This window comes from Streptomyces sp. ICC1 (genome assembly GCF_003287935.1).
In the GTDB taxonomy this organism is placed as follows: domain Bacteria; phylum Actinomycetota; class Actinomycetes; order Streptomycetales; family Streptomycetaceae; genus Streptomyces; species Streptomyces tritrimontium.
On the sequence record NZ_CP030287.1, the window covers coordinates 335,391 to 358,188 of the forward strand.

The 22,798-nt window shown below is 71.5% G+C and carries 23 protein-coding genes; 11 read left to right on the forward strand and 12 right to left on the reverse strand.

What is annotated here, in order from left to right:
* Positions 1 to 169: 169 nt before the first annotated feature.
* On the forward strand, positions 170 to 1,624 hold the full coding sequence (locus tag DRB96_RS01540) for a regulator (RefSeq protein ID WP_112446415.1): 1,455 nt from the start codon (positions 170 to 172) through the stop codon (positions 1,622 to 1,624).
* 64 nt (positions 1,625 to 1,688) lie between these two features.
* On the opposite strand, the gene DRB96_RS01545 is transcribed toward DRB96_RS01540, so the two are convergent.
* From DRB96_RS01545 to DRB96_RS01555, 3 genes are all read right to left on the reverse strand, one after another.
* Positions 1,689 to 2,939, reverse strand: coding sequence for an NAD(P)/FAD-dependent oxidoreductase (locus DRB96_RS01545; RefSeq protein ID WP_112446416.1), 1,251 nt, complete (start codon positions 2,937 to 2,939; stop codon positions 1,689 to 1,691).
* 200 nt (positions 2,940 to 3,139) lie between these two features.
* Complete coding sequence (locus DRB96_RS01550; RefSeq protein WP_112446417.1) at positions 3,140 to 4,033, reverse strand: TIGR01777 family oxidoreductase; 894 nt, start codon at positions 4,031 to 4,033, stop codon at positions 3,140 to 3,142.
* A 66-nt stretch (positions 4,034 to 4,099) separates the two neighbouring features.
* Positions 4,100 to 4,804, reverse strand: coding sequence for a VIT family protein (locus tag DRB96_RS01555; protein ID WP_112446418.1), 705 nt, complete (start codon positions 4,802 to 4,804; stop codon positions 4,100 to 4,102).
* A 76-nt stretch (positions 4,805 to 4,880) separates the two neighbouring features.
* On the opposite strand from DRB96_RS01555, the gene DRB96_RS01560 reads away from it, so the two are divergent.
* On the forward strand, positions 4,881 to 6,011 hold the full coding sequence (locus tag DRB96_RS01560) for a PP2C family protein-serine/threonine phosphatase (RefSeq protein ID WP_112446419.1): 1,131 nt from the start codon (positions 4,881 to 4,883) through the stop codon (positions 6,009 to 6,011).
* A 119-nt stretch (positions 6,012 to 6,130) separates the two neighbouring features.
* Positions 6,131 to 6,334 (forward strand): hypothetical protein, encoded by a 204-nt coding sequence (locus tag DRB96_RS01565; protein ID WP_112446420.1) that lies wholly within the window; start codon positions 6,131 to 6,133, stop codon positions 6,332 to 6,334.
* Between the two features lie 82 nt (positions 6,335 to 6,416).
* Here the strand turns inward: DRB96_RS01565 and DRB96_RS01570 are convergent, their stop codons facing one another.
* A complete protein-coding gene (locus DRB96_RS01570) occupies positions 6,417 to 6,680 on the reverse strand; it encodes a hypothetical protein (RefSeq protein WP_112446421.1) in 264 nt (87 codons plus the stop codon).
* Positions 6,681 to 6,786: 106 nt separating this feature from the next.
* Here DRB96_RS01570 and DRB96_RS01575 point away from each other — a divergent pair, with 106 nt between their 5' ends.
* From DRB96_RS01575 to DRB96_RS01585, 3 genes are all read left to right on the forward strand, one after another.
* The gene (locus DRB96_RS01575) at positions 6,787 to 7,158 is read left to right on the forward strand and encodes an ArsC/Spx/MgsR family protein (RefSeq protein WP_112446422.1); all 372 of its coding nucleotides are present in this window, start codon (positions 6,787 to 6,789) and stop codon (positions 7,156 to 7,158) included.
* A gap of 66 nt (positions 7,159 to 7,224) precedes the next feature.
* Positions 7,225 to 9,447 carry an RICIN domain-containing protein gene (locus DRB96_RS01580; protein ID WP_112446423.1) on the forward strand — a complete coding sequence of 741 codons (2,223 nt, stop codon included), beginning with the start codon at positions 7,225 to 7,227 and terminating at the stop codon, positions 9,445 to 9,447.
* Positions 9,448 to 9,470: 23 nt separating this feature from the next.
* A complete protein-coding gene (locus DRB96_RS01585; protein ID WP_239516721.1) occupies positions 9,471 to 10,274 on the forward strand; it encodes an RICIN domain-containing protein in 804 nt (267 codons plus the stop codon).
* Between the two features lie 257 nt (positions 10,275 to 10,531).
* Here the strand turns inward: DRB96_RS01585 and DRB96_RS01595 are convergent, their stop codons facing one another.
* From DRB96_RS01595 to DRB96_RS43640, 3 genes are all read right to left on the reverse strand, one after another.
* Positions 10,532 to 12,022 carry an oxygenase MpaB family protein gene (locus tag DRB96_RS01595; protein WP_112446425.1) on the reverse strand — a complete coding sequence of 497 codons (1,491 nt, stop codon included), beginning with the start codon at positions 12,020 to 12,022 and terminating at the stop codon, positions 10,532 to 10,534.
* Positions 12,019 to 12,708 (reverse strand): polyprenyl diphosphate synthase, encoded by a 690-nt coding sequence (gene uppS / locus DRB96_RS01600; RefSeq protein WP_239517864.1) that lies wholly within the window; start codon positions 12,706 to 12,708, stop codon positions 12,019 to 12,021. Before uppS ends, DRB96_RS01595 begins: the two co-directional genes overlap by 4 nt.
* 404 nt (positions 12,709 to 13,112) lie before the next feature.
* Entirely contained in the window at positions 13,113 to 13,304 is a 192-nt protein-coding gene (locus tag DRB96_RS43640) for a hypothetical protein (protein WP_204358126.1), read from the reverse strand.
* 555 nt (positions 13,305 to 13,859) lie between these two features.
* Between DRB96_RS43640 and DRB96_RS01605 the strand changes: the two genes are divergently transcribed.
* Both DRB96_RS01605 and DRB96_RS01610 read left to right on the forward strand, forming a co-directional pair.
* Complete coding sequence (locus DRB96_RS01605) at positions 13,860 to 14,765, forward strand: universal stress protein (protein ID WP_112446427.1); 906 nt, start codon at positions 13,860 to 13,862, stop codon at positions 14,763 to 14,765.
* A complete protein-coding gene (locus DRB96_RS01610) occupies positions 14,762 to 14,947 on the forward strand; it encodes a hypothetical protein (RefSeq protein WP_112446428.1) in 186 nt (61 codons plus the stop codon). The genes DRB96_RS01605 and DRB96_RS01610 overlap by 4 nt, the downstream gene beginning before the upstream one ends.
* Positions 14,948 to 15,269: 322 nt before the next feature.
* On the opposite strand, the gene DRB96_RS01615 is transcribed toward DRB96_RS01610, so the two are convergent.
* From DRB96_RS01615 to DRB96_RS44145, 4 genes are all read right to left on the reverse strand, one after another.
* A complete protein-coding gene (locus DRB96_RS01615; protein WP_112446429.1) occupies positions 15,270 to 16,181 on the reverse strand; it encodes a universal stress protein in 912 nt (303 codons plus the stop codon).
* Positions 16,182 to 16,440: 259 nt separating this feature from the next.
* On the reverse strand, positions 16,441 to 17,289 hold the full coding sequence (locus DRB96_RS01620) for a universal stress protein (protein WP_239515966.1): 849 nt from the start codon (positions 17,287 to 17,289) through the stop codon (positions 16,441 to 16,443).
* Positions 17,290 to 17,402: 113 nt separating this feature from the next.
* A complete protein-coding gene (locus tag DRB96_RS44140) occupies positions 17,403 to 18,992 on the reverse strand; it encodes an oleate hydratase (protein ID WP_239515965.1) in 1,590 nt (529 codons plus the stop codon).
* A 305-nt stretch (positions 18,993 to 19,297) separates the two neighbouring features.
* Positions 19,298 to 19,462, reverse strand: coding sequence for a sigma 54 modulation/S30EA ribosomal C-terminal domain-containing protein (locus DRB96_RS44145; RefSeq protein ID WP_239515964.1), 165 nt, complete (start codon positions 19,460 to 19,462; stop codon positions 19,298 to 19,300).
* 1,041 nt (positions 19,463 to 20,503) lie between these two features.
* Between DRB96_RS44145 and DRB96_RS01630 the strand changes: the two genes are divergently transcribed.
* Positions 20,504 to 21,127 (forward strand): hypothetical protein, encoded by a 624-nt coding sequence (locus tag DRB96_RS01630; protein WP_112446432.1) that lies wholly within the window; start codon positions 20,504 to 20,506, stop codon positions 21,125 to 21,127.
* A 483-nt stretch (positions 21,128 to 21,610) separates the two neighbouring features.
* Positions 21,611 to 21,979, forward strand: coding sequence for a hypothetical protein (locus DRB96_RS42595; RefSeq protein ID WP_162688429.1), 369 nt, complete (start codon positions 21,611 to 21,613; stop codon positions 21,977 to 21,979).
* 3 nt (positions 21,980 to 21,982) lie between these two features.
* Here DRB96_RS42595 and DRB96_RS01645 read toward each other — a convergent pair whose 3' ends face one another.
* A complete protein-coding gene (locus tag DRB96_RS01645) occupies positions 21,983 to 22,558 on the reverse strand; it encodes a CBS domain-containing protein (protein WP_239516719.1) in 576 nt (191 codons plus the stop codon).
* A 75-nt stretch (positions 22,559 to 22,633) separates the two neighbouring features.
* Here DRB96_RS01645 and DRB96_RS44150 point away from each other — a divergent pair, with 75 nt between their 5' ends.
* A complete protein-coding gene (locus DRB96_RS44150; RefSeq protein ID WP_239517699.1) occupies positions 22,634 to 22,786 on the forward strand; it encodes a CBS domain-containing protein in 153 nt (50 codons plus the stop codon).
* Positions 22,787 to 22,798: the final 12 nt, after the last annotated feature.

Sequence of the window (22,798 nt, forward strand, 5' to 3'; positions counted from 1 at the left end):
CGCAGCGTACGCGGGTGGAGGGGGTCGGTCCGTAAAGACCCCTACCGGTTCTCCACACGATCGGATGAATGTGGGACAGAGGGGGCGGTGTAGGCGAAGTTCGCCGCTACATTCACGCCGTTCACAGGGCCGGGACTCCGGTCCGTCACGTCAGGAAACCGTGGAGCCGATGACGGAACGACCTGCCCAGCGTGTCCCCAACCGGCAGCTCGCGGCACTGATCGCCGAGGCCGGGTTCTCCAACGCCGGGCTCGCCCGCCGCGTCGACCAGCTCGGTCTCGAGCACGGTCTCGACCTGCGGTACGACAAAACCTCCGTGACCCGCTGGCTGCGCGGGCAGCAGCCGCGCGGGACCACCCCGGCGCTGATCGCCGAGGTGTTCACCCGGCGCCTCGGGCGGCGCCTCTCGGCCCAGGACCTGGGCCTGGACGCGTGCGCCCCCGTGTACGCCGGGCTGGAGTTCGCGGCCACCCCGGAGGAGGCCGTCGACATCGCGAGCGGACTGTGGCGCAAGGACTCGGGCTCGCACGCCGAGCTGCGCAAGATCGCCTTCACCCCGGCCGGGCTGGTGGTGCCCAGCCGGGACTGGCTCATCGGGCGGGCCGACGAGCGGGTCGGCCGCGGGGCGGAACAGGCCGCCTCCCGCGTCCCCGAACAGGGCCGGCCCGTGCAGGGCCGGGCCTCGGTGCCCCGCCAGCGCCAGATCGACCGCGGGCCCGGGCAGCGGGTGACGGGCGGCGACATCGCGGCGCTCAGATCAGTGAGCGAGCTGTTCCGCACCCTGGACCACGCCTACGGCGGCGGCCATGCCCGCCAGGCCCTGGTGCGCTACCTGGAGCACGAGGCGGAGCCGATGCTGCGCGGCACCTACGGGGAGACCACCGGGCGCCGGCTGTTCTCCGCCGCCGCCGATCTGACCCGGCTCGCGGGCTGGACCTCGTACGACATCGCCGCGCACGGGCTCGCCCAGCGGTACTTCGTGCAGGCGCTGCGCCTCGCCCAGGCAGCCGCGGACCGGCCGTACGGGGCGTACGTGCTGGTCACCATGAGCCGGCAGGCGGTCTACCTCGGCCACGGCCGGGAGGCGGTGCAGCTGGCCCGCGTCGCCCAGCAGGGCGTCGGCTCGGGCCCGCCGCCGGTGGTCCAGGCGCTGCTGCACTCGGCGGAGGCGCGAGGGCACGCGGTGCTGGGCGAGGTCCGGGCGGCCACGGCCTCGCTGGTGCGGGCGGAGCGGTCGCTGGGCGCGGCCCGGCCCGGTGACGACGTACCGCACTGGGCGCGGTGCTACGACGAGGCGCAGCTGGCCGACGAGTTCGGGCACTGCCACCGGGACCTGCAGCAGTACCGGGCCTCGGCGCAGCACGCGGAGCGCTCGCTCCAGCTGCGGGCGCCCGGGTACGCGCGCTCGCGGCTGTTCTGCCGGGTGGTGCTGGCCACGGCCCGGCTGGGGCTGGGCGAGCTGGACCAGGCGTGCGCGCTGGGCGCGGAGGCGGCGCAGCAGGCGATGGAGATGCGGTCGGTGCGCGCGGTGGAGTACGTACGGGACTTCGAGCGCCGGCTGGAGCCCTACCGGGACGCCTCGGCCGTGCGGACGTACCGGGACCGGGTGGCGGCCCTGTCCTGACCCTGCGGGCCGGCGGGGTGGCGGCCCGGGCCGGCCGCCCCGCCGGCCCGGGCGGGTGGTTGGCTCAGGCCGCCACCGGAAGCGCGGCCTCCGGGGCGGCCGGGAGCGGGATGCCGAAGTCGCGCAGGACGGCCCCGGCGGCGCGGCGGGCCGAGCGCAGCGCGCCCTCGACGGTGTTGATGTCGCGGTGGTCCCCGCACACGTACAGCCCGGCCAGGACCCTGACCGTGCGCCGGGTGTCCAGCGGCGGGGGCATGGCGGGGACGGCTTCGGGGGTGTGGTGGACGGCGAGGAGCTCCCACTCGCGGGGCGAGGTCTCGTAGAGCCGGGCGAGGCGCGCGGCGACCGTACGAGCGGGCGGCGGCGGGCCGAGCACCGTGGTGGTGACCAGGCTGCGGCCGGCGGGGGCGCGCGTCGGGTCGACGGCGCTCATCACGGCGGTGTGGGCGACGGGCCACTTGGGGTCGCCGTCCAGGAGCAGCGAGCCGTCCCAGGGCAGCGGGGCGGCGGTGGCGTGGTGGATGACGGTGACCTGGTGGAACGCCGGCACCCGCAGGCCGGGGAGCAGTTCGGCGGCGGCTCGTGCGCCGGTCGCGAGGACGGCGGAGCGACAGCTGAAGTCGCCGTGCTCCTCGGTGGTGACGAGGTTGGTGGCCACGGACCGGACCCGGACCCCGGTCCGTACGGTGCCGGGCGGCAGCGCGGCCGCGAGCAGGCCGGGCAGGGTCGCGGCGCCGCCCTCGGGTACGGCGAGCCGGCCGCGCGCGAAGGTCCGCAGGGCCAGGTCGGCGACGCGGCTGGAGGTGGTGAGCGCGGGATCGCGCAGGAGCGCCGAGAGCAGCGGGCGCAGCGTCGTACCGAGCCCGCGGGAGCGCAGGGCGGCGTGGGCGGTGCGCTCGGGACGGGCGAGGAGGCGCTCCTCGGGCAGTGCGGCGAGGCGTTTGAGGGCCGCGGCGATCCGGGCCTGGTCGAGGGAGCCGCTGGTCAGGGCGCGTGCGGGGGTGAGTGCGCCGACGCGCAGCGTCCTTCCGTCGGTGTGGACGAGGGCACCGGGCGCGAAGGGCCGCAGGACCAGGTCCGCCAGCCCGGGGGTCCGGGCGGGCTCGGTGTAGGCGGTGTTGAGGAGCTGGCCGATCCGGTCGAGCCGGAAGCCGTCGACGGTCTCGGTGGCCATCCGGCCGCCGGGATCGTCGGCACCCTCCAGAACGATGACGGTGACTCCCGCGGCGATCAGGTGGTGCGCGGCGGTGAGTCCCGAGACTCCGGCTCCTACGATGATCACGTCCGCGTGATGTGCGTGTGCGCTGTTGAGCACGTGCCCCTCCCCGAGGTCGGCCCGGCTGTGTGGGGACCTCCTTCCCCCAACCCGCTCCGGCGGAACCCGAGTCGGGTGGGCTATTGCGGACGGCTCGGTCAACTCCGGTCGCACGCCGGTCGCATTCGGGTCACGTACGGTCGCACGCGAAAGGCCAGTGCGCTCCCCCGGCACGACCCGGGCACAACCCAGGCAAAGGCCTACGCTTCGAGCGCCGCCCGGATGGACTCCTCGATGCCGGGGTGGCGGAAGACGAAGCCGGACTCCAGCAGCCGGGCGGGACGCACCCGCTGACTTCCCAGCACGTCCTGGGAGAACTCCCCGAGCACCACCCGCATGACCGGAGCCGGCACGGCGAACACCGCCGGGCGGTGCAGGACCCGGCCCATCGCGGCCGTGACCTCGCGGTTGGTCAGCGGCTCGGGGGCGGTCAGGTTCACCGGCCCGGCCAGCGAGGGCGTGTCGAGGAGGTGGCGCAGGGCGGCGATCTCGTCGTGCATCGAGATGTGCGACCAGTACTGGCGCCCGCTGCCGAGCCGGCCGCCGATGCCGGCCTTGAAGATCGGGAACAGCTTCCCCCAGGCCCCGCCCTCGGCCGCGACGACCAGCCCGGTACGGGCGAACACGGTCCGGATCCCGGCCTCCCGGGCGGGCGCGGCGGCGGCCTCCCACGCGACGCACACCTCGGGCAGGAACCCCTCGCCCGCCGGGGCGCTCTCGTCGACCGGGGTGTCACCCGTGTCGCCGTAGTACCCGATGGCGGTTCCGCAGACGAACACAAAGGGCGGCTCGGCCATGACGGCGACGGCCGAGGCCATGGCGGCCGTGCCCTTGACCCGGCTGTCGCGGATCTCCCGCTTGTAGGCGTCCGTCCACCGGTGGTCCCCGACCCCCGCCCCGGCGAGGTGCACGACGGCGTCGCAGCCGGCCAGCCCGGCCGGATCGACGTACCCCCGCGCGGGATCCCACCGCGCCTCGTCGGCGGCGGCAGGCTCCCGCCGCACGAAGCGCACGACCTCGTGTCCGTCCGCCTTCAGGGACCGCCCGAGGGCGCTGCCGATGAGCCCGGTGGCACCGGTGACCGCGATACGCATGCCCTCATCTTGCGCCATGCCCCCGCCCCGTCCGCAGGGTCTTGCGCGACCGGCCCGGCTTCCCCGTCAGCCGGCCGCGCCCAGCCACGTGCCCACCGCGTACGTCACGGCCATCGCCACCGCGCCCCCGGCGACGTTCCGCAGCACGGCCCGCCCCGCCGGAGCCCCGCCCAGCCGTGCGCTGAGCACCCCGCACAGCGTCAGCGCCACCAGCACCGCCACCACCGTCACCGGCACCCGCCCCGAGGGCCCCGGCAGGACGATCGCCAGCAGCGGCAGCAGCGCCCCCACCGTGAAGGCGACCAGGCTCGCCAGCGCCGCGTGCCAGGGGTTCGCCAGCTCGTCGGGGTTGATCCCCAGCTCCACCCGCGCGTGCGCCCGCAGCGCGTCCCGCTCCGTCAGCTGTTCCGCCGCCTCCCGGGCCACGGACTCGCTCAGCCCCCGCTCCGCCAGCAGCCCCGCCAGCTCCTCCAGCTCCTCCTCCGGCGAATCCGCCAGCTCCCGCCGCTCGGTGTCCAGCGCCGCCTTCTCCGAATCCCGCTGGGAGCTGACCGACACGTACTCCCCCGCCGCCATCGACAGCGCACCCGCCAGCAGCCCCGCGACGCCCGCCGCCATGATCGCGGAACGTGAGGTCGTCGCCCCGGCGACACCGACGACCAGGCCGGCCGTCGAGATGATCCCGTCGTTCGCCCCCAGCACCCCCGCGCGCAGCCAGTTCAGCCGTGTGCTGATCGCCGCGCTCTGCCCGCCACTCTCCGCTGCCGTCACGCCCCCACTGTCACGGTCCCAGCCATAAGGGGCCACCCGGCGTGCGCGCCTCCGGCGCCGGTACCAGGGTGGAGGGGTGAGACGCCGACGCGAGGACCCGGGCTGGCTCGGCGGGGCGCCCCCGCCGCGCTGGGCCCGGCTCGCCCCGGCGGTGGCCCTGGTCGTGCTGGTCTGCGCGCAGCGCGCCACACCGGGCGACATCGAGCTCGGCTACTTCCTGGCCGGCCTCCCCCCGGTGGCCGCCTTCGCCTACGGTGCCGTCGGCACGGCCGTCTTCGCCGGCGTCGTCCTGGTCATCCTCGGCCTCCCCCAGCTCGGCATCGCGCACGCCCGCGGCTCCGACCTGGCCACCGTCGCGGCGATCTGCCTGCTCAGCGTGGTCGTCGCCTGGGTGCGAAAACAGCGGGACGCCCAGCTCGTCAGCGTCCGCACCGTCGCGGAGGCCGCGCAGCTCGCCGTCCTGCCGCCCGTCCCCGAGCGGGTGGGGGCCGTCTGCTGCGCCGGGCTCTACCGGGCGGCCCAGCGCGGCACCCTGGTCGGCGGCGACCTGTACGACGTACGGGGCGGGCCCTTCGGCGTGCGCGCGGTGGTCGGCGACGTCCAGGGCCACGGCCTCGCCGCCGTGGGCACCGTGGCCTCGCTGCTCGGTGCCTTCCGCGAAGGGGTCCTGGACGACGCGGAGCTCACGGCGGTGGCGGCCCGGCTGGACCGGCGGCTGCTCGCGGACGCGGCCGCCGAGTCGGTGGCGCACGCGGAGCTGTTCGCGACGGCGGTGCTCCTGGAGTTCCCGCCCGGTCTGGACGTCGTACGGATCGTGTCGTGCGGGCATCCGCCGCCCCTGCTGCTACGGAACTCCGCGGTCTCGGAACCCGAAGTGGATCCGGGGCCCCCGCTCGGCCTGGGCCTGGCCGGCCCGACCCCGGCGACACCGGCCGAGTTCCCGGTGCGCCCCGGGGACCGGCTGCTGCTGTACACGGACGGGGTGACGGAGGCGCGCGACCGGGCGGGGCACTTCTACCCGCTGGCCGCGCGCGTGCCCGTCCTGGCGACGGATCCGGCGGGGCTGGCCCGGGCGGTGTGGCGGGACCTCCAGACCTTCAGCGGGGGCGGTCCGCGCGACGACGTGGCACTGCTGGTGCTGTCCCTGGACGAGAAGCCGGGCGGGGATCCGGGCGGGGGGCGGCGCGCGATGACCACGCCGTACTGAACACATGACCAAACGGCGACGATCGCCCATTCAGCCCCTCTTCCGTGTTTCGCTCGGTTCTCCCAGCCCCGAGCAAGCCCCCGAGCCAGCCCCCGAGCACGGAAACCGAGGCCCGTCCGATGCGCGCACCGTACAAACACAACAGGCGGATCACCGCGGTCATGGCGGCGGCCGGCACCTTCGCCCTGCTCACCGGCGTGCTCGCGCTCGGCGCGGCGGCGGAGGAGTCCATGGCTCCCGACCCGGCGAGGAGCCAGGTGATCGAGGCCCCCGCGCAGCTGGCGGTGGAGCCCGCCGAGGCCCCCGAAAAGCCGCTGCCGTGACCCGAAGAGCAGGGCTGCGGCGCGAGCTCCCCAGGGGCCTCGACGCGTGACCGGCGACAGCCGGCCCCGACCGGCTACCCGGCTACCCGGCGTCGCGGATGAAGGAACGGACCAGCTTGCACGTGACGTTGGACGGCCGGCGGATCCCCGTCCGGACGGCCATCGTGCGGATCTTGCGGTTGGTGGCGCGCTGAGCGTCATACGTGCCCGAGTCCAGCAGCGATATCGCCAGCCGCATCGCCTTCAGGCGGCGGTTGTGGCTCTCGTACCACTCGCGGGGCAGCCCCGCCGGCAGCGGCTTCTTCTTGACGGGCTCGAAGGTGTGCAGGGTCATGGCAGTGGCCATCTACAGCCTCCCAAACGGTAGTTGGCTTCCTGTCGTTCTCCCTCGATTTTACCGGCGACCACTGACAAAGCACCTGGCCAGGCGCAGCCTCGCTAGGCTTTCGGGCATGGAGATCTGGATCAACCCCGCGTGCTCGAAGTGCCGCAGCGCACTGACCCTGCTGGACGCGGAGGGAGCCGAGTACACCGTCCGCCGCTACCTGGAGGACGTCCCGTCCGAGACCGAGATCCGCGAGGTCCTGGGCCGGTTGGGCCTGGAGCCGTGGGACATCACCCGCACCTCGGACCCCCTCGCCAAGGAGACCGGCGTACGGGACCTGCCGCGCGAGGAGACGGAGGAGGCCCGCGCCCGCTGGATCACCCACCTGGCGGCCCACCCGAAGCTGATCCAACGCCCGATCATCACGGCCCAGGACGGCACGGCCCTGGTGGCCCGCTCGGAGGAAGCGGTCCGCGAGGCACTGTCGCGGGGGGCGTAGGGGGCGGGGCATGAACGAGAGGACGACCGCTGAAGTGTAGCCAGGTGTGGTCGTCGGCAGAGTCAGATGGTTATAAAGGACCGGCCCTGGGTCGCGGCCTTCGTGGTCGCCGCCTCGGCCGCTTCGGTCCTCACCGCCCCTCATCCAAGCCAGGCCGCCACCCCGCGGGCCGCCACCCCGAACGCTTCCGCGAAGGAGGCCGCCGACCTGCCCACGGGCTGGTCCACAGTCGTCAATGCCGGCAGCGGCAAGTGCCTGGACGCGCGGTCGGCCGCGACCGCGAACGGAACGGCGGTGCAGCAGTACTCCTGCAACAACAGCACCGCGCAGCAGTGGAGCTTCACGCCGACCAGCGACGGCTTCGTGCGGATCGGCAACCGCAATGCGAGCAATCAGGTCGTCGACGTGAGCGACACCTCCTCGGCCGACAACGCCGCCGTGCACCTCTGGGCGTACGGCGGCGGCAACAACCAGCAGTGGCAGGCCGTCGACGAGGGTGGCGGCGCGTACCACTTCGTCAACCGCCACAGCGGCAAATGCCTGGACGTCCCGGCCGCCTCGACGGCCGACAGCGTCCAGCTGGTGCAGTACACCTGCAACGGCACGGCGGCCCAGCGCTTCCAGGTGGCGCCCGTGAACACCGCGCCCGGGGATGTCGACCTCGGCCCGAACGTGGTCGTCTTTGACCCGTCGATGCCGTCGTCCACCATCCAGAGCCGGCTGAACTCCGTCTTCCAGCAGCAGGAGACCAACCAGTTCGGCTCCCAGCGTTACGCCGTGATGTTCAAGCCGGGTACGTACAGCAACGACGTCAACGTCGGCTTCTACACCCAGGTCCTCGGCCTCGGCCAGTCGCCCGACTCGGTGACGATCAACGGCGCCGTGCACGTGGAGGCGGACTGGTTCCCTCCGCAGAACGCCACCCAGAACTTCTGGCGCGGCGCAGAGAACCTGTCGGTGAACCCGACCGGTGGCACCGACCGGTGGGCGGTCTCGCAGGCGTCCGGGTACCGGCGCATGCACGTCCGCGGCAACCTCGAGCTGAGCGACGGCGGCTGGGCCAGTGGCGGATTCATGGCCGACAGCAAGATCGACGGACAGGTCCGGTCCGGCACCCAGCAGCAGTGGCTGACCCGCAACTCCCAGCTAGGCAGCTGGACCGGTTCCAACTGGAACATGGTGTTCGTCGGCAGCCAGGGCGTGCCGGGCAACACCTTCCCCAATCCGCCGTACACGACGGTGAACCAGACGCCGACGGTCCGTGAGAAGCCCTTCCTGTACGTGGACAGCGCGGGCGCGTACAAGGTGTTCGTACCGTCCCTGCGAACCAACTCCATGGCCACCAGCTGGGCGAACGGGAGCGCGGCGGGCAGCTCGCTCAGCATGGACCAGTTCTACGTCGTCAAGGCCGGAGCAACGGCCGCACAGATCAACGCCGCACTGGCCGAGGGTAAGAACCTGCTGGTCACCCCCGGTGTCTACCACCTCAGCCAGACCTTGAAGGTAACCCGCCCCGACACCGTCGTCCTCGGTCTCGGCCTCGCCACTTTCATTCCTGACAACGGTGTCACGGCCATGACGGTCGCCGATGTCGACGGCGTGAAGGTCGCAGGTGTCCTCTTCGATGCCGGAACCACCAACTCGCAGACGCTGATGGAGGTCGGCCCGGCCGGCGCTGCCGCGAACCACGCGGCGAACCCCACCTCTCTGCACGACGTCTACTTCCGGGTCGGTGGCGCCGCCGTCGGCAAGGCGACGACGAGCCTGGTGGTCAACAGCGATCACGTCATCGGCGACCACATGTGGATCTGGCGCGGCGACCACGGCAGCGGCATCGGCTGGAACAGCAACACGGCCGACACCGGACTCGTGGTCAACGGCGACAGCGTCACCATGTACGGCCTGTTCGTCGAGCACTACCAGAAGCACCAGACCATCTGGAACGGCAACGGCGGGCGGACGTACTTCTACCAGAACGAGATGCCGTACGACCCACCGAACCAGGCCGCCTGGATGAACGGGTCCACCCAGGGCTACTCGGCGTACAAGGTCGCGAACTCGGTCACCAGCCACCAGGCCTACGGGCTCGGCAGCTACTGCTACTTCAACGTCAATCCGAGCGTGACCGCCGAGCGTGCCTTCGAGGCCCCCAACAACCCGAACGTGCGCTTCCAGAACATGGTGACCGTCTCGCTCGGCGGCACCGGGACCATCCGGCACGTCATCAACGATCGGGGCGGACCCTCCAACGCGTCCACCAACGTGGCCAACCTGGTGAGCTACCCGTGAGGCGGTTCGCGGCACGGCTGCTGATCCCGTTGGCCTTGGCGCTGGGGCTGACCGCCCCGGCTCACGCCGGACTCAAGGCCTCCGCGAACGGAGGCGTGAACGACTACCAGGTCGTCCTGTTCCTGGACGACGCACCCAAGACCAACACCTGGGGGCCGACCACGGCGGTGCTGCGCGCGGAGGACCGGACGCACCCCTCGACCACCGGGCTGCCCGCGACGTTCACCTCGGCGGTCAGCGAGTGGTACGGCTGGTCGAACGACCTGCGCGCCAACGCGAACATCAAGGTCCTGGCATCGGTCGACCCGACGAGCTTCCCCCTGGGCACGGACCCGAACCAGTCCTGGTACAGCGGCTACTACCCGATACTCTGGACCAACACCCAGTACAAGATGTTGTACGCCAACTTCGGGCACAACGCCATGGACTACGGCTCCAACACCCGGCTGTCCTCGACCTTCGCGAGCCCCACACAGAACGGCTTCCTGATCGACGGGCTCAAGTGGCTCGGCGGAGTGGCCGGCAGTCCTGCGCCGACCGACCCGATCTCAGAGACCACGTGGTACTCACTGGCCGACAGCGCGAACGGCGCCCGCGTCGACGCGCGAGCGGCGGCCACGGCCAACGGCACGGCGATCCAGCAGTACACCTGCAACGGGACCACGGCCCAGCAGTTACGGGAAGCCCCGGGCCGCTACCACTTCACCGCGCGGCACAGCGGCAAGTGCCTGAGCACCACAAGTAGTGCGGCGAACGGCGTGCAGCTGGTGCAGCGCGCCTGCGACAACTCGGCCGCCCAGAGCTTCCACCTGACCGCTCACCCCTGAGGCTCCGCCTCCCCCTGATATCCACGTTCGGAAGTTCAGCTTGCCGCCCGGGGTGTCCCCGGGCGGCACAGGCTCCGCCCTGCCTCCCGTGGCAAGACTCCGCGCAGTGCCGCTGCATCACGGGGCAGCCGCCGGAACCAGGGTCGCTCGCTGGGATGCCCGATGTTGACCACCAAGGTCGACTGCAGGTGTCGGTCTGGGAAGAACTCCGCATCGAGTCCTGCGAAGATCGCGGCAGGATGTGCTGGGGCGGGGCGTCACCCCTGGGCGAGCAGCGGATCGTACGCCCGTGACCGCTGGCGGCCGGTCATGAAGGACAGGAACTCCTTGACGAACGCGCTCCGCGAGTAGGCGGTACTGCCGGGCTCCTCCGGGTCGCGGTGGAATCCGGTACGGAACAGCGCCCGGTACTCGTCGGCGTCGATGGACTGGTCGCCGTCCCTGTCCGTGGCGTCGAACAGGACGTCGGCGAGCCTGATCAGAGCCGCCCCGGCCAGGCCGGGTACGGCTGCCGCGTACTCCTCGGCGCTGACACGGCCGTCACCGTCGCGGTCCAGGGCCGTCTGCAGCTCCTTCCACCAGGCGGCGTACGCGTCGTACAGCCTGGTTTCCTCGGGCTCGTCCAGGTCGAGCCGGTGGGAGAGCTCGCGGGCCATGGCGGCGAGGTCCGGCCACTCCAGATAGCCGTCGCCGGTCTGGTCCAGCACCGTACGGAAGAACTCCTCGGCGGTGCGCCCGGGCCGGGGAGCAGCGGCGGGCTCGCGCTGGTCGGGAATCGGCGTGAGTAGCCTGATCAGCGCTCCGGCCCGCTTGACCCCGTCGCGCACGGCGCCTACGGCCCTGGCCCGGGGGTCGTCGCTGTCCGGTGACAGGGTCAACAGACCGGCGATCTCTTCGGCCCGGATCCACCCGTCGGGCAGGAAACGCGCCAGGCCGGCGACCAGGTAGGCCCCCTGTGCCATAGTGCGGGCGCCGGGGAAGTCGGGCAGCCCCGCGCGACGGCGGAGGGATTCGGGGAGCGACGCGACGGTGATGGCCCCGATGACCGGCCCGGCGACCGCCCGACCGGCCGCCCAGACCGTGGGCAGGTCTTCCAGCAGGGCAGGCGCGGGGAGGTGGTCGAACAGCTTGTAGAGGATGATGCGCAGCGCCTCGGTGTTCTCCAGTTCCTCGTCGACCACACGGTCGTAGTAGCCCCAGAACTCCTGCAAGGTGGCCGGGAGGTGACCGGCCTCGTCCCCCATGGCCGCGAGGAACTCCTGGAACTCGCGGTACAAGCCCTCCATGGTGTCCTGTTCCAGCGGCTGGCCGCCGAGCCGGAACATGGTGACGGCGCTCTCGAAGAGGGTGGCCACCACCCAGGCCCGGACGTGCGGGTCCATGGCGTCGTAGTGCCGGTTACGGGCATCGGTGCCGCTCAGCCGCGCGTGCAGCCGGTTCAGGCGTGCCGCTTCGCGGGCTCGAACCGCGTCATCGGCGCCGCACATGCGCTGCATGCTCAGGAAGGTGTTGTGCAGCCGCCGCCACGGATGTGCCACGAAGGTCGAGTTCTCGATCAGGGCGGCGCCGATCTGCGGATGCGCTGCCTCCAGCACGGTCGCCCGGACCATGGCCAGGGCCCAGCGGGGATCGTTGAAGAACTCGCGGAACCGGGACTCCGGGCCGGATGCGGCCTGCTCGCCGCCAGGTAAGGCGAATTCGGAGTCGGCGGTGGAGTCGGTGGGGGACGGCGAGCCGGTAGTGGTCACGCTGTGGGAGCTCCGTTCAGGGACGGTGCGACGCCGCCGAACCGGCGGTCGCGCTGCTGGTAGGTGTGCAGGCACTCCACGAAGTGCGCCGCGCGGAAGTCGGGCCACAGGACGGACGGGAAGACCCACTCGGCATAGGCGATCTGCCACAGCATGAAGTTCGAGACGCGCTGCTCGCCCGAGGTCCGGATGGCGAGGTCCACGTCCGGGGTGTCGGGGAAGGGGAGATGGGCGGCGAAGGTCTCCTCGGTCAGGCCGTCGGCCGCCACACCGCTCCGGATGAGCGACCGCGCCGCCTCGACGATGTCCCGGCGCCCGCCGTGATCGAAGGCCACGGTCAGGGTCATGCCCCGGTTGGCCCCGGTGAGCGTCATCAGATCGTCGAAGTCCCGCGCCAGGGCCGCGGGAACCCTCGGGTCCGACAGCCCCAGGACGCGGCAGCGGATGCCCCGGGCGTGCAACAGCGGTGCGTGTTTGCGCACCACCCGCCGCACCAGGTGCATGAGGAAGTCGACCTCCTCGCCCGGGCGTCCCCAGTTCTCCGTGGAGAACGCGTACAGGCTCAGCCACTTCACCCCGGCCGACCGGGCCGCCTCGATGACGTCGATCACCGTCGCCTCCGCCGCACGGTGGCCCGCCGTGCGCGGCAGGGCCCGCTGCGCTGCCCACCGGCCGTTCCCGTCCATCACGCACGCGACGTGCCGCGGCACGCTCCGGCGCCGCCCCCCGCCTTGCGCCGGCAGTGCGGCCGTGCCGCCGACGCCTCCCTCAACCCCCACGCGCCTGCCTTCCGTTGCCGCCGTGCTCACGAACGGCCGTGTGCCCGCACCTGAGCACGGCACGCCCTTGTCCTGAGCATCGACTGATCGACAAGCAGCAGGATGCAGGACCGCGGACCGGGGGGCGCGGGGCTTCCCGCCCGTTCACTCCTACGTGCGCCCGGCCTCCGACGGAGCCGGGGCGGCGGGGATGGCCGGCCACCAAGCGGCTGTCGCTCTCGGGATGTCAGAGGTTGGGCGGCCGCGACGGCTCTCCCGATTGAGTGCACAGGGAGTTCCCACTCCGGTTCCCGTGCTGGTCCGGTGCTGGTTCAGGCGTCCTGTGCACCGAAAAGCTGCAGGTGGTAGCTCTGGTCGGATGAGTTGTCGTACCACTCGATGGTGGTCCCGATGAGACTGGCGGCGACGATCCGCCGGATTCCGGATGGAGCCTGCGGGTCGGTACCGGTGGAGGCCATGTGCACCACTTCCAGGGTGTCTGCGGGAACGTCGGGTGTGGGCACAACGTAGAAGTCCGCAGGTCAGCGGTATATGTGGCGCGTCATCACAATCAACCCCACCTGAGCGTGCCGCACCACCACACGGCCCGAACCGATCCCGTCGGACCACTCCGGACGCGAGTGGGAAGTCCCTGCCGGAATTGCAGAGTTGCGCCTGTTTTGCGGATGCGGTGCTGACTACGCAGCGTTGAACAGGACACGTTTGGGGTCGAGTCGGCGCAAAGTGGAAGCTGCAGAGAAACCACGCCTCTAACGCCGGAGCGGCGTAGTTCGGGGAAGCCCAGGTGCGGTCCTTGAGGCCACTCGACCTACCGGCTGCCACATCCGTTCGTCGATTGGTGACGAGCAACGCCGACGCTGGACGGGGTGATCCGGCGGCGGGCGGACGTTGGGGCGAACGGGCCTGGTGCGAGCAGTTGGCTTTCGCTCGGGGGTGGCCGGCGGGAGCTCTCGGCAGGGACCTTCGGCCCTGATGAGGTCCTGATGGGCCCTCTCCTGTCAGGCGTCGCGGTGTCAGCGTAGAGCTGCCCCCAAGTAAGCAGTCGGCGAGGAGGAATCATGAAGAGCAACACCAGCGGTCCGGAACTCGGGTCGGTCATCGTCGGGGTCGACGGGTCCGAGCCGGCCCGGTGGGCGGCGCTCTGGGCCTCGGACGAGGCCGCTCGGCGCCGGCGCCCCCTGCACATCGTGTACGGGTCCGATGTCGACGGCCGGGTCCTCGGCCTATCGAACGAGGACATGGAGCGGGTCCGCGCCGCAGGGCGTGAACTGCTGGCGGGTACGGCCGAGGCTGTGCAGGCCCGGCATCCCGCGCTCTCGGTCACGACGGAGTTCAGTCGCAGCGGGCCTGCCATGAGCCTGCGCCTGGCCGCAAGTACGCGCGGCACCCTCGTCGTCGGCAATCGGGGACGGGCCGGCTTCAGCTCCTTGGCTCTGGGCTCGGTCGGCCTCAAGGTCGCGGCGGAGGCCCGCACGCCCGTGATCGTCGTCCGGGGGAGCGAGGACGAGCCCCTGCACGGCGTCGTGCTGGCCGCGGTACGCGACGAGCGCGACCTCGATTGCGTCCGTCACGCCGCGCGCGCAGCCGAGCTGCGCAAGGCCTCACTGAGGCTGCTGCACGTACAGGGCGTCCTGGAGTACGTAGGCTCCGCGGCGAGAGCGCTCGACGGCCTGGACAAGGATGCAGGCCGCCCTGCGCAGGCCTTGGCGGCCGTCGCTGAGCGGATCCGGGAGGAGTATCCCTCGCTGACGGTCCACGCCGATGCGGAGAAGAGCGTGTCCGTGGCCGGAGTGCTGGTGGAGGCGTCCCGCCACGCGGACCTGCTGGTCATCGGCGGGCGCCGTTCGCCCGGCCACATCGGCCACACCCTGGGGCGCGTGACGCACAGCCTCGTGCACCATGCGCACTGCCCCGTCGAACTCATCCCCCGGCACGGCGACGAACACAGGAGTGAGGCGTCATGACCACCACCGAAGCCGGCGAAATCCTCGTCCGCATCGACCCGGCGGAGAACTGGTACGTGTCTTTGGCACGGGCTGCCGCCGAGGCCGAACAGCGCGGGCTGGGGCTTCGGCTCGTCTTGACCGCAGCCCCGCAAAAGGATCCGCCCCGCGTTGACGAGAGCCGAGGCGCCACCACCAGCTGACGCGGCCGGTGCCCTCAAGAGGTGGAGCGGTGCGGTGAGGAAGACGTGCACCGCGACGAATGCGACGACGGCTGACCCCAGTAGCACCCCGCGCACGCCGAGCCCGGCCGGTTGTAGTCACCCGGCCGGGCTCAGTGACGCCTTCCGTCTCATTGCGTGGGCAGGTCCACGCGGGAGCGGGAAGGTGGCGAGGGGTGAGTGAGCGCCTGCGTGGTGTCCTCTCTCCGTGGTCCGAGCGGGCAGGTCTTGCAGCGGCACGAGGCCCGTCGCCGCGCCCGCTGCGCCCGCGGGGGCGGCGACGACGGTCTGGTGCGGCTCCGCCTCAGGGGTGCGGTATGACCGCGACCGGCGCTGTGGAGTGGTGGAGGACGGCGTGGGCGACTGGGCCGAGGTGGGTGCCGATGGCCGAGCGGCGGATCCGTCGGCCGACGACCACCAGCGAGGCGTCCGCCGAGGCCTCGACGAGCTGGCCGGCGGCCTGTCCGACGGAGCAGACCTCTTCGACGCGGACCTGGGGGTACTTGCCGCGCCAAGGCCGCAGTGCGTCACCGAGCGCGGTTGCCGTGCCGGCCGCCATGCCGTCCCGTACCTCGGGGGCGAGCAGCGCCGGGTCGAAGGAGAAGGCGGGCGGCATGCTCCAGCCGTGGATCACACGCAGCGGGGCCCGACGTGCGGCCGCCGCGTCGAAGGCGTGGTCGAGGAGCTCGTCACACGGGCGGGAGAGGTCCAGCCCGAGCACGACCGGTCGGTAGGTCCCCTCCTGCGGCCCGTTGCCGTCGGGTGCCTCCTGGTAGGGGGTGTCCATCCAGGTGCCGGACCGCACGACCACGACCGGGCGCTCGGCGTGGGCGAGTACGGCCTGGGACACGGATCCCACGAGGAAGCCGGCCACCGCCCCCAGCCCACGTGAGCCGAGCACCAGAACCTCGGCTTCCTGCGCGGCGGCGGCCAGTACGGTCAGCGGCCGCCCGTCCACCTGCTCCGTGGTGATCTCCAGGCCGGGGTGTCGCTCGGCCAACTGCCGAGAAGTCTCCCGTGGGATGCGCTCGCCCCAGTACTGGGGCGACGGTGTGGCCCCGGTCCGCGACGCGTAGCCGTAGGACGGTACCCATTCCTCCACCGCGTGCAACAGCTTGAGCGGGAGCCGGCGCAGCCGCGCCTCCCGGGCGGCCCACTCGGCGGCGGCAAGCGATGCGGGGGATCCGTCGAGGCCCGCGATGACCTTACGTGACATGGTGTTTCCTCCAGAAACGGGAACGACAGAGAGCGACCGCCGTCGGCGGTGTGTGTTACACCCTTCTGCTCCGGGCAGTGGGGGAGCGATGGTCCAGGTGGCCCCGGGGACTGGGTCAAACGTCCCCTGCCGCCCGGCCGGACGTTGACTTCACGAGGCACGGAGGTGATCACGCCAGTCACCGAGGACCCTCACGCGAAGCTGCCCGTGTCCCCCCGGCGGGAACGCGGGCAACGGCAGTACAGAGCGCCGTGGGTGGTCAGTTGTGCGGGATGAGCGCCACTGGGGTCCGGCAGCGGTGCAGGACTGCGCGGGTCACACTTCCGGTGTGGGGCCCGAGCCTGGAGTCCCGGTTTCGGCGGCCTATGACGACGAGGCCGGCCGCGTGGGAGGCCTCCAGTATCCGCCGGGCGGGGTGGCCGGGGCGGATCTCCCCGGTGACGTGCAGGCCGGGGAACGAAGGCCGCCACTGTTCGAGCACCTGGGCCAGAGTTCGTGCCGTCGCCGCGGCCGCCGCGCCGGGCGCCGTCGCCGCCGCTGCCTCCACCGCATCGGGGCCGTATCCACGCGGGGCATGCGGGCTGTGTACGACGCGAAGGGGTACGCCGAGCCGGTGGGCCTGGGAGAAGGCGTAGTCCAGCACTTCGTCGCACGGATGTGAGAGATCCAGGCCGAGGACGACGTCGCCGCCCGGCATCGGATCGGGACCCGGGACCAGGACGACAGGGTGCCGGGTACGGGCGACCACGGACAGGGCCACCGAACCGACGACGAACCCGGCGACCCCGCCCTGACCGCGGGAGCCGAGCACCAGCAGCTCGGACTCCTCTGCGGCCTCGCACAGCACCGCGGCCGGCTCGCCGCACCGCTGCTGCGCGAGCACATCCAGGCCCGGATGCGTACGCCGTATCCGCTCGGCCGTGGTGCGCGGATCCGACTCGCTCAGGCCGTGTCGGGTGCGGGAGCCGATGAGCGGTGAATGAACGTCCGGTTCCAGGCTCCACACGTGCAGGAGACGCAGTGCGAGATCGCGCCGGTGCGCTTCGACCGCGGCCCAGGTGACGGAGGCGAGGCTCTCGCGGGATCCGTCGAGACCGACGGTGATCACCCGAGGGCGGGAGGGGACCCTGCGCTGGGGCAGGGGAGCTGCCAACGGGTGGGACATGGAGGGGGTCTCCGGATCTGGAAAGGGCGAGTCGTACTCCGCAGGCGGGCGACGGCTCAGGCGAAGACGGCCCTGAGGGCGCGCAGCGCCGTCATCGGGTCGGACAGCGCGTGGTAGACGGCCGGGATCTCCTTGTCGACCCCCAGCAGCCCGTACACCGCGCGCATGGCCCCGCGGACTGCGTACTCGACGGTGAAGACGACGTCCTCGGGGATCTCGGTGAACTGGCCGAGGAAGGCGAAGTTGGCTGACCCGGAGGGGATCACCAGCGGCCGGTCGTGAAGGTCCCGCCGCTCGAACTGGCTGGTGATGTAGGGCATCATCACGGTGGTGACCACAGTGGTGGCGCACACCTCGTCCGCGATGTCACCGAAGCCGAAGTGCCCGAGCAGTTCGGTGAGGATCTCCTGCCCAGTGGCCTCCGACATCTTCTTGCCGGTCACCTCGCCCGGCTCATCCACGAACAGTCCGTACCCCCACAGGGTGTAGACCCCCTCGGGCTGGCCGTCGAAGTGCGGCTGGTGGGGCACGGCCACCGACATCAGCCAGCGGGAGTCCTTGAACGTCATCAGCGCTCCAGTGCCAGGGGCGTTGCCGGAGAACTCCTCGATCCGCTTGAGCAGGGCGGGGCTGCGCATCGTCAGGGTGAACGACTCCCACTTGGCCTCGTCCACGTTGCCGTTGAAGGCGCTGGGACGGCCGAAGTCAGGGGCCTTGCGGGCCAGTGTCTCCCACAGGTTCCAGGCGCCGTCCCGCTTGTCGCGGACGAGCTCGGGAACGCTGTCGTCGCTTCCGTAGGACGCGTCGGCCGTCATGGAGCCGAGGGTGATGAACGCGTAGTCCTGCGGCCCGAGTCCGTAGGTCTCGGGGACGCCGTCCCGCTCGAAGAGGATCCGCTCGGCCCGGCGCCCGCCCCCGTCGACGACGGCGAACTCCACGTCGGTCACCCGGACTCCGTGCTCGATCCGGACACCCTGCCGCTCCAGCCACTCCTGGACCGGCCGGACGATCGAGTCGTACTGGTTCAGTCGAGTGCGCCGCACCCCGGCGAGCGTGTGGATGCGGGGGAGTTCCTGGAGGAAGCGCAGGAAGTAGCGCTTGAGCTCGATGGCACTGTGCCAGTTCTGGAAGGCGAAGGTGGTGCGCCACATCGTCCAGAAGTTGGTGGTGAAGAAGTGTGCGGAGAAGAAGTCCTCGATCCGGCGCGCCCCGATGACGGACTCGGGCAGGGCGAGCAGGCGGGCCATCTCCACCCGGTCCGTGGTGGTGAAGCCCAGCTGGGAGGCATCGAGGATGCGGCCGTCGGCGTCGATGAGCCGGGCGTTGGCGTGCGTGAGCCAGCGGGCGTTGAAATCCTCTGTCTCCTGCAGAACGGACACGGCTTCGTCGTCGAGCGTGGGGATCGACTTCAGGAGGTTCCACAGGCAGACGTAAGCCTCGTCCTCCAGCATCCGCCCGCCCCTGGTGACGTAGCCGTCGCCCGGGGCGCCGCTGCCGTCGAGTGCGCCGCCTGTCTTCGGCAGTTCCTCCAGGATGCGGATGTTCTCGCCAGGCATCCCCACGTCCCGTACGAGGAAGACCGCTGCGGCCAGCGAGGCGATTCCGCCACCGACCACGTACGCCCGGGACTGTGATGCGTTCGCCATGTTCGTGCCCTTCGTCGGGCGGGGGGATTCCTCGCCGCTGAACTCAGTCAACTCCCGTGCCGGCGAAGCTCGCAGGGGCCGACTGGTCCCGCTGCCGGGGCCGTTGGTCCCTGCGACGTGCTCCCCGCCGAGCCGCCTGCCGCCGAGCCGCGCACCGCCGGGAGTGGGACTCCGGCGGTGTGCCGCAGCACGAGAGCCACGGCTCGCGGCGCCCGGCAGGGCGAAACGGAGCTGGGTCCTGTCACTCGCCATCCTGTGGCCGGGACGGCCGTGTTCGGGGTGGCCGCAAAGAGCACGGGGGTGTTCTACCGTGCGGGAGAGGTCAGGCCGTATTGGCCGTCGTGCCTCTGGTAGAGGACACATCCTCGACCCGTGGCCGAGTCGACGAGGAAGACGAAGGCGAGCCCCGTGATACGCAGGCGCTCGACGGCCTCGTCGACGCCGCACTCGGGGGTGGCGGCCGAGCTCACGCTCAACAGGGGGGCCGGCTTCGTACTGCTGGCTGTCCTCGCCTGCCGAGGCCACGCGGTACCCGCGGGTCAGCCCCTGGCGGTAGACGATGCAGTCGGCTCCCGACGTCGTGTCGGTGAACAACCAGAAGTCGTGGTTCATGGCCTCCATGTCGATGACGGCGTCTTCGGGCGTCTGTTGTCCCAGGCTGAATGCCTTCTGCCGCAGGATGTGGGGTTCCTTGATCGGCGGCTGGTGGGGGCCGGGGTGGTGTCCGTGAACGCGGTTCTCCCTCGATGCCACCGCACCGCCGGTACCGGTGCGGTGTTCCCGTCCGCCGTGCTGCCGGGTGCGGACCAGGCGGGCGGCCAGTCGCTCCTGCAGGAGATCGACCGCCTCGAACATGGTCTCCGCGGCACAGCGGGCGCGCACCGGGTGCCCGTTCACGTCCACTACGGCCTGGGCGATGGCAGGGCGGCTCGCCGATGGGTTTGCCGCCTGGGTGAGCTTGGCCCGAACGGCAAGAATCGGCGACCCCACGTGTGCGATCGCCGCCAGCATCTTCGCTTGGGCGTACTCGGACGCGCCCTCAGGCACCGTCCCCGCTCACTCACCAAGACGTCAATGGTTGGAGTGGACCTGAGATGGCTCATGCGAATTCCTCCTTGGTCGGCATCAGCCTCGCTTCGCCCCACCCTCTCCGGGCAGTGCCATCCGTCCCGGCCTGGGGGCCCACCCGTACCTGGGCACAAAGCCGGCAGGACCTACCGGCAGGACCTATCAGCAGGCACCCAGGGCTTCTTCGGTCTGGAGCCGAGGGTATTCACAGGCCGGACATCCCTCCCGTACCGCCGTTCTGACGGTCCAGGCACGTGGTGGCGGTGAACGTGTTCCCCGCCTGACGTCATGTCGCCGCTCCTCGCAGTTGCGTTGAACCACCTTGGCCTGAGGGCCGTTTGGCCCCCCGGTGCGGGCCGTTCGCCCCCGTGGCCCCCGCCCGCCGCGCAGGCACATTGGCCATGGGCAGGCGCACGGCCTGCCGTGAGGAAAGGTTCTACGTCATGGCTCTCCACCAGCACCGTCAGCCGGGGATGCCCTTCGCGGGGTGGCGGAACACCGCCTCGGCCACAGCTTCGTCCGACAGCGCGGCTCATGACCTCGCCGCGCCTGTGACCGTCGCGCGCATCGCGGCAACGACGCGCCTGCTGACCTCGTTCACGTTCCTCTGGGCCTTCGGTGACAAGGCGTTCGGCTGGGGATACGCGACCCCGGCGGGCAAGGGGTGGATCGACGGCGGGTCTCCCACCAAGGGCTTCCTGAGTCATGTCTCCGCCGGACCGCTGGAGGGGACCTTCCATGCCTGGGCCGGGGCAGCCTGGGCCGACTGGGCTTTCATGCTGGGGCTACTCGGCATCGGCATCGCCTTGGCGAGCGGTGTCGCCCTGCGGGCCGCGGCTGCTGCGGGCACCGTGATGATGGCGCTCATGTGGGCTGCGGAGTGGCCCCCGGCCCAGCACCTCTCGGACGGCAGCCTCAGCATGTCGACGAATCCGCTGGTGGACTATCACATCCTGTACGCGGTCGTCTTGGTGATGCTGGCGGTGATCGGCGCCGGGCGCACGTGGGGGCTGGGTACCCTCTGGCAGAGCCTGCCCCTCGTCCGCCGCAACCGGTGGCTCCTGTAACGGATTCGGGGGATCCGGGGCCGCCGCGACCAGCCCGCCCCGGATCGGCGCGGTCCTGAACCGGATAAGAAGGCGTGGCTCTTGAAAGCGGCGACCACCCGGGGTGGTCGTCGAGGGTCTTGCCGAGGTCGATGGCCGAGCGAGGATCGCCCCCCGACCCGTTGCCGACCAGTTCGGTTGTCCCGGCTGTGATCGGGGCATCGAACGTGGTTCAGGTTTGAAGCGGTGGCGCTGAAGCCGCTCGGCGGATTCGCCGGCCACCTCCGCCAGAACCTCGCCGCCGTCACCGCCGGATCGACACCGCCCTGGTCCTCCAGCAGGGCCTTCACTGACGTTGCCGCCACGTCCCCCGTCCACGGATTACCTGCGCCCGTCCAAGGAGTTGCTGACCGCCGTACCCGACCACGCGGCCACGCTCGGGAAGGACTGAACCCCGGCGGACGAAGAAGCGGATTGCCGAGTGGGCCATCAGTGAGGAGCGCGATGCCGCCAAGCGGATGGCAGTCCCTGGCGCCGCCCGAGCTGCGGGGATACCGCCGGTCCTGGCTCGGGCGGGACGCATTGGCGGGTGTCACCGGCGCCGGGCCGGCGCTCGCAGTGTCGGCATGGGGACGCCGACGGGGCCAGGTGGTCGGCGCGACCATCGGGATCGGGGCCGTCAACTTCATCGCCCTGGGTTGGTCTCCGGCAGCGCCGCTTCGCTTCGTCAGCCCGGACCACCAATGCACGCCGGGCGACGCGTTGGCCCGAGGCCAGGTGTTGTGGACGCAGTTGGGTGGCGTGGCCGGGGTCGGGGTGCTGGGGCTCGTACTGGGCCGTGCTCTGCTGGTGGGGCGGGACCTCGCCCCGTAGAGGTCAGGTGGACGGCATGCCTTCGAGGTGGCAGTTCACGCTGACGACGCCCTCGACGGCTTGGGAGAGGCGGGTTGCCACGGGGATGAGTTGGGTGTCGCGGACGCTTCCCGTGAGGGTAGCGACACCATGCGTGACATCGACCTTGACGCCTCGATGCGAGACGGGGAAGAGACGGTCGACGACCTCGCCGCGGATTTCGGCTGCGAGGTCGTCATCGGGACGGAGGAAGACCTTGAGCAGGTCGGCGCGGCTGACGATGCCCCCCAGGGTTCCGTCGGCGTCGACGACCGGCAGGCGCTTGATGTGCCGGCTGACCATGAGGGGGGCGGCCTGGGGGAGCGTGGCGTTGGCGCGGATGGTGACGGCGGGGCTGGTCATCAGTTCCTCCGCGCGGACCGAGCCGGCCTTGGCGGTGTCGCCGAGGCGTCGGAACTGCTCGATCATGCCGGGGCGGTGTTCGTGGAACTCCTCCTTGGGCAACAGGTCGGCTTCGGAGACCACGCCGACGACGCGGCCTTCGCCAGCTTCTCCCAGTTGCGCCGCCGCAGGTCCGCGAAACCCTGGAAGAGACCGCAGTCGACGAGGATCCGGGCGTGGTCGCTCTCGACCAGGAAGCCGATCACGGTCGACGCGGGCGCCGACACGAGCCAGGTGCTGCAGACGATGCAGGATCACCGGATCCGGCGCGTCCCGGTCATCGCCGAACACCGTCTCGTCGGGATGATCGGCGAGGCTGATCTTGCCCGGCACCTGTCCGACGAGCAGGTGGGCCACTTCGTCGAGACGATCTGCGCACAACGTTAGCCGCAGTGGGTC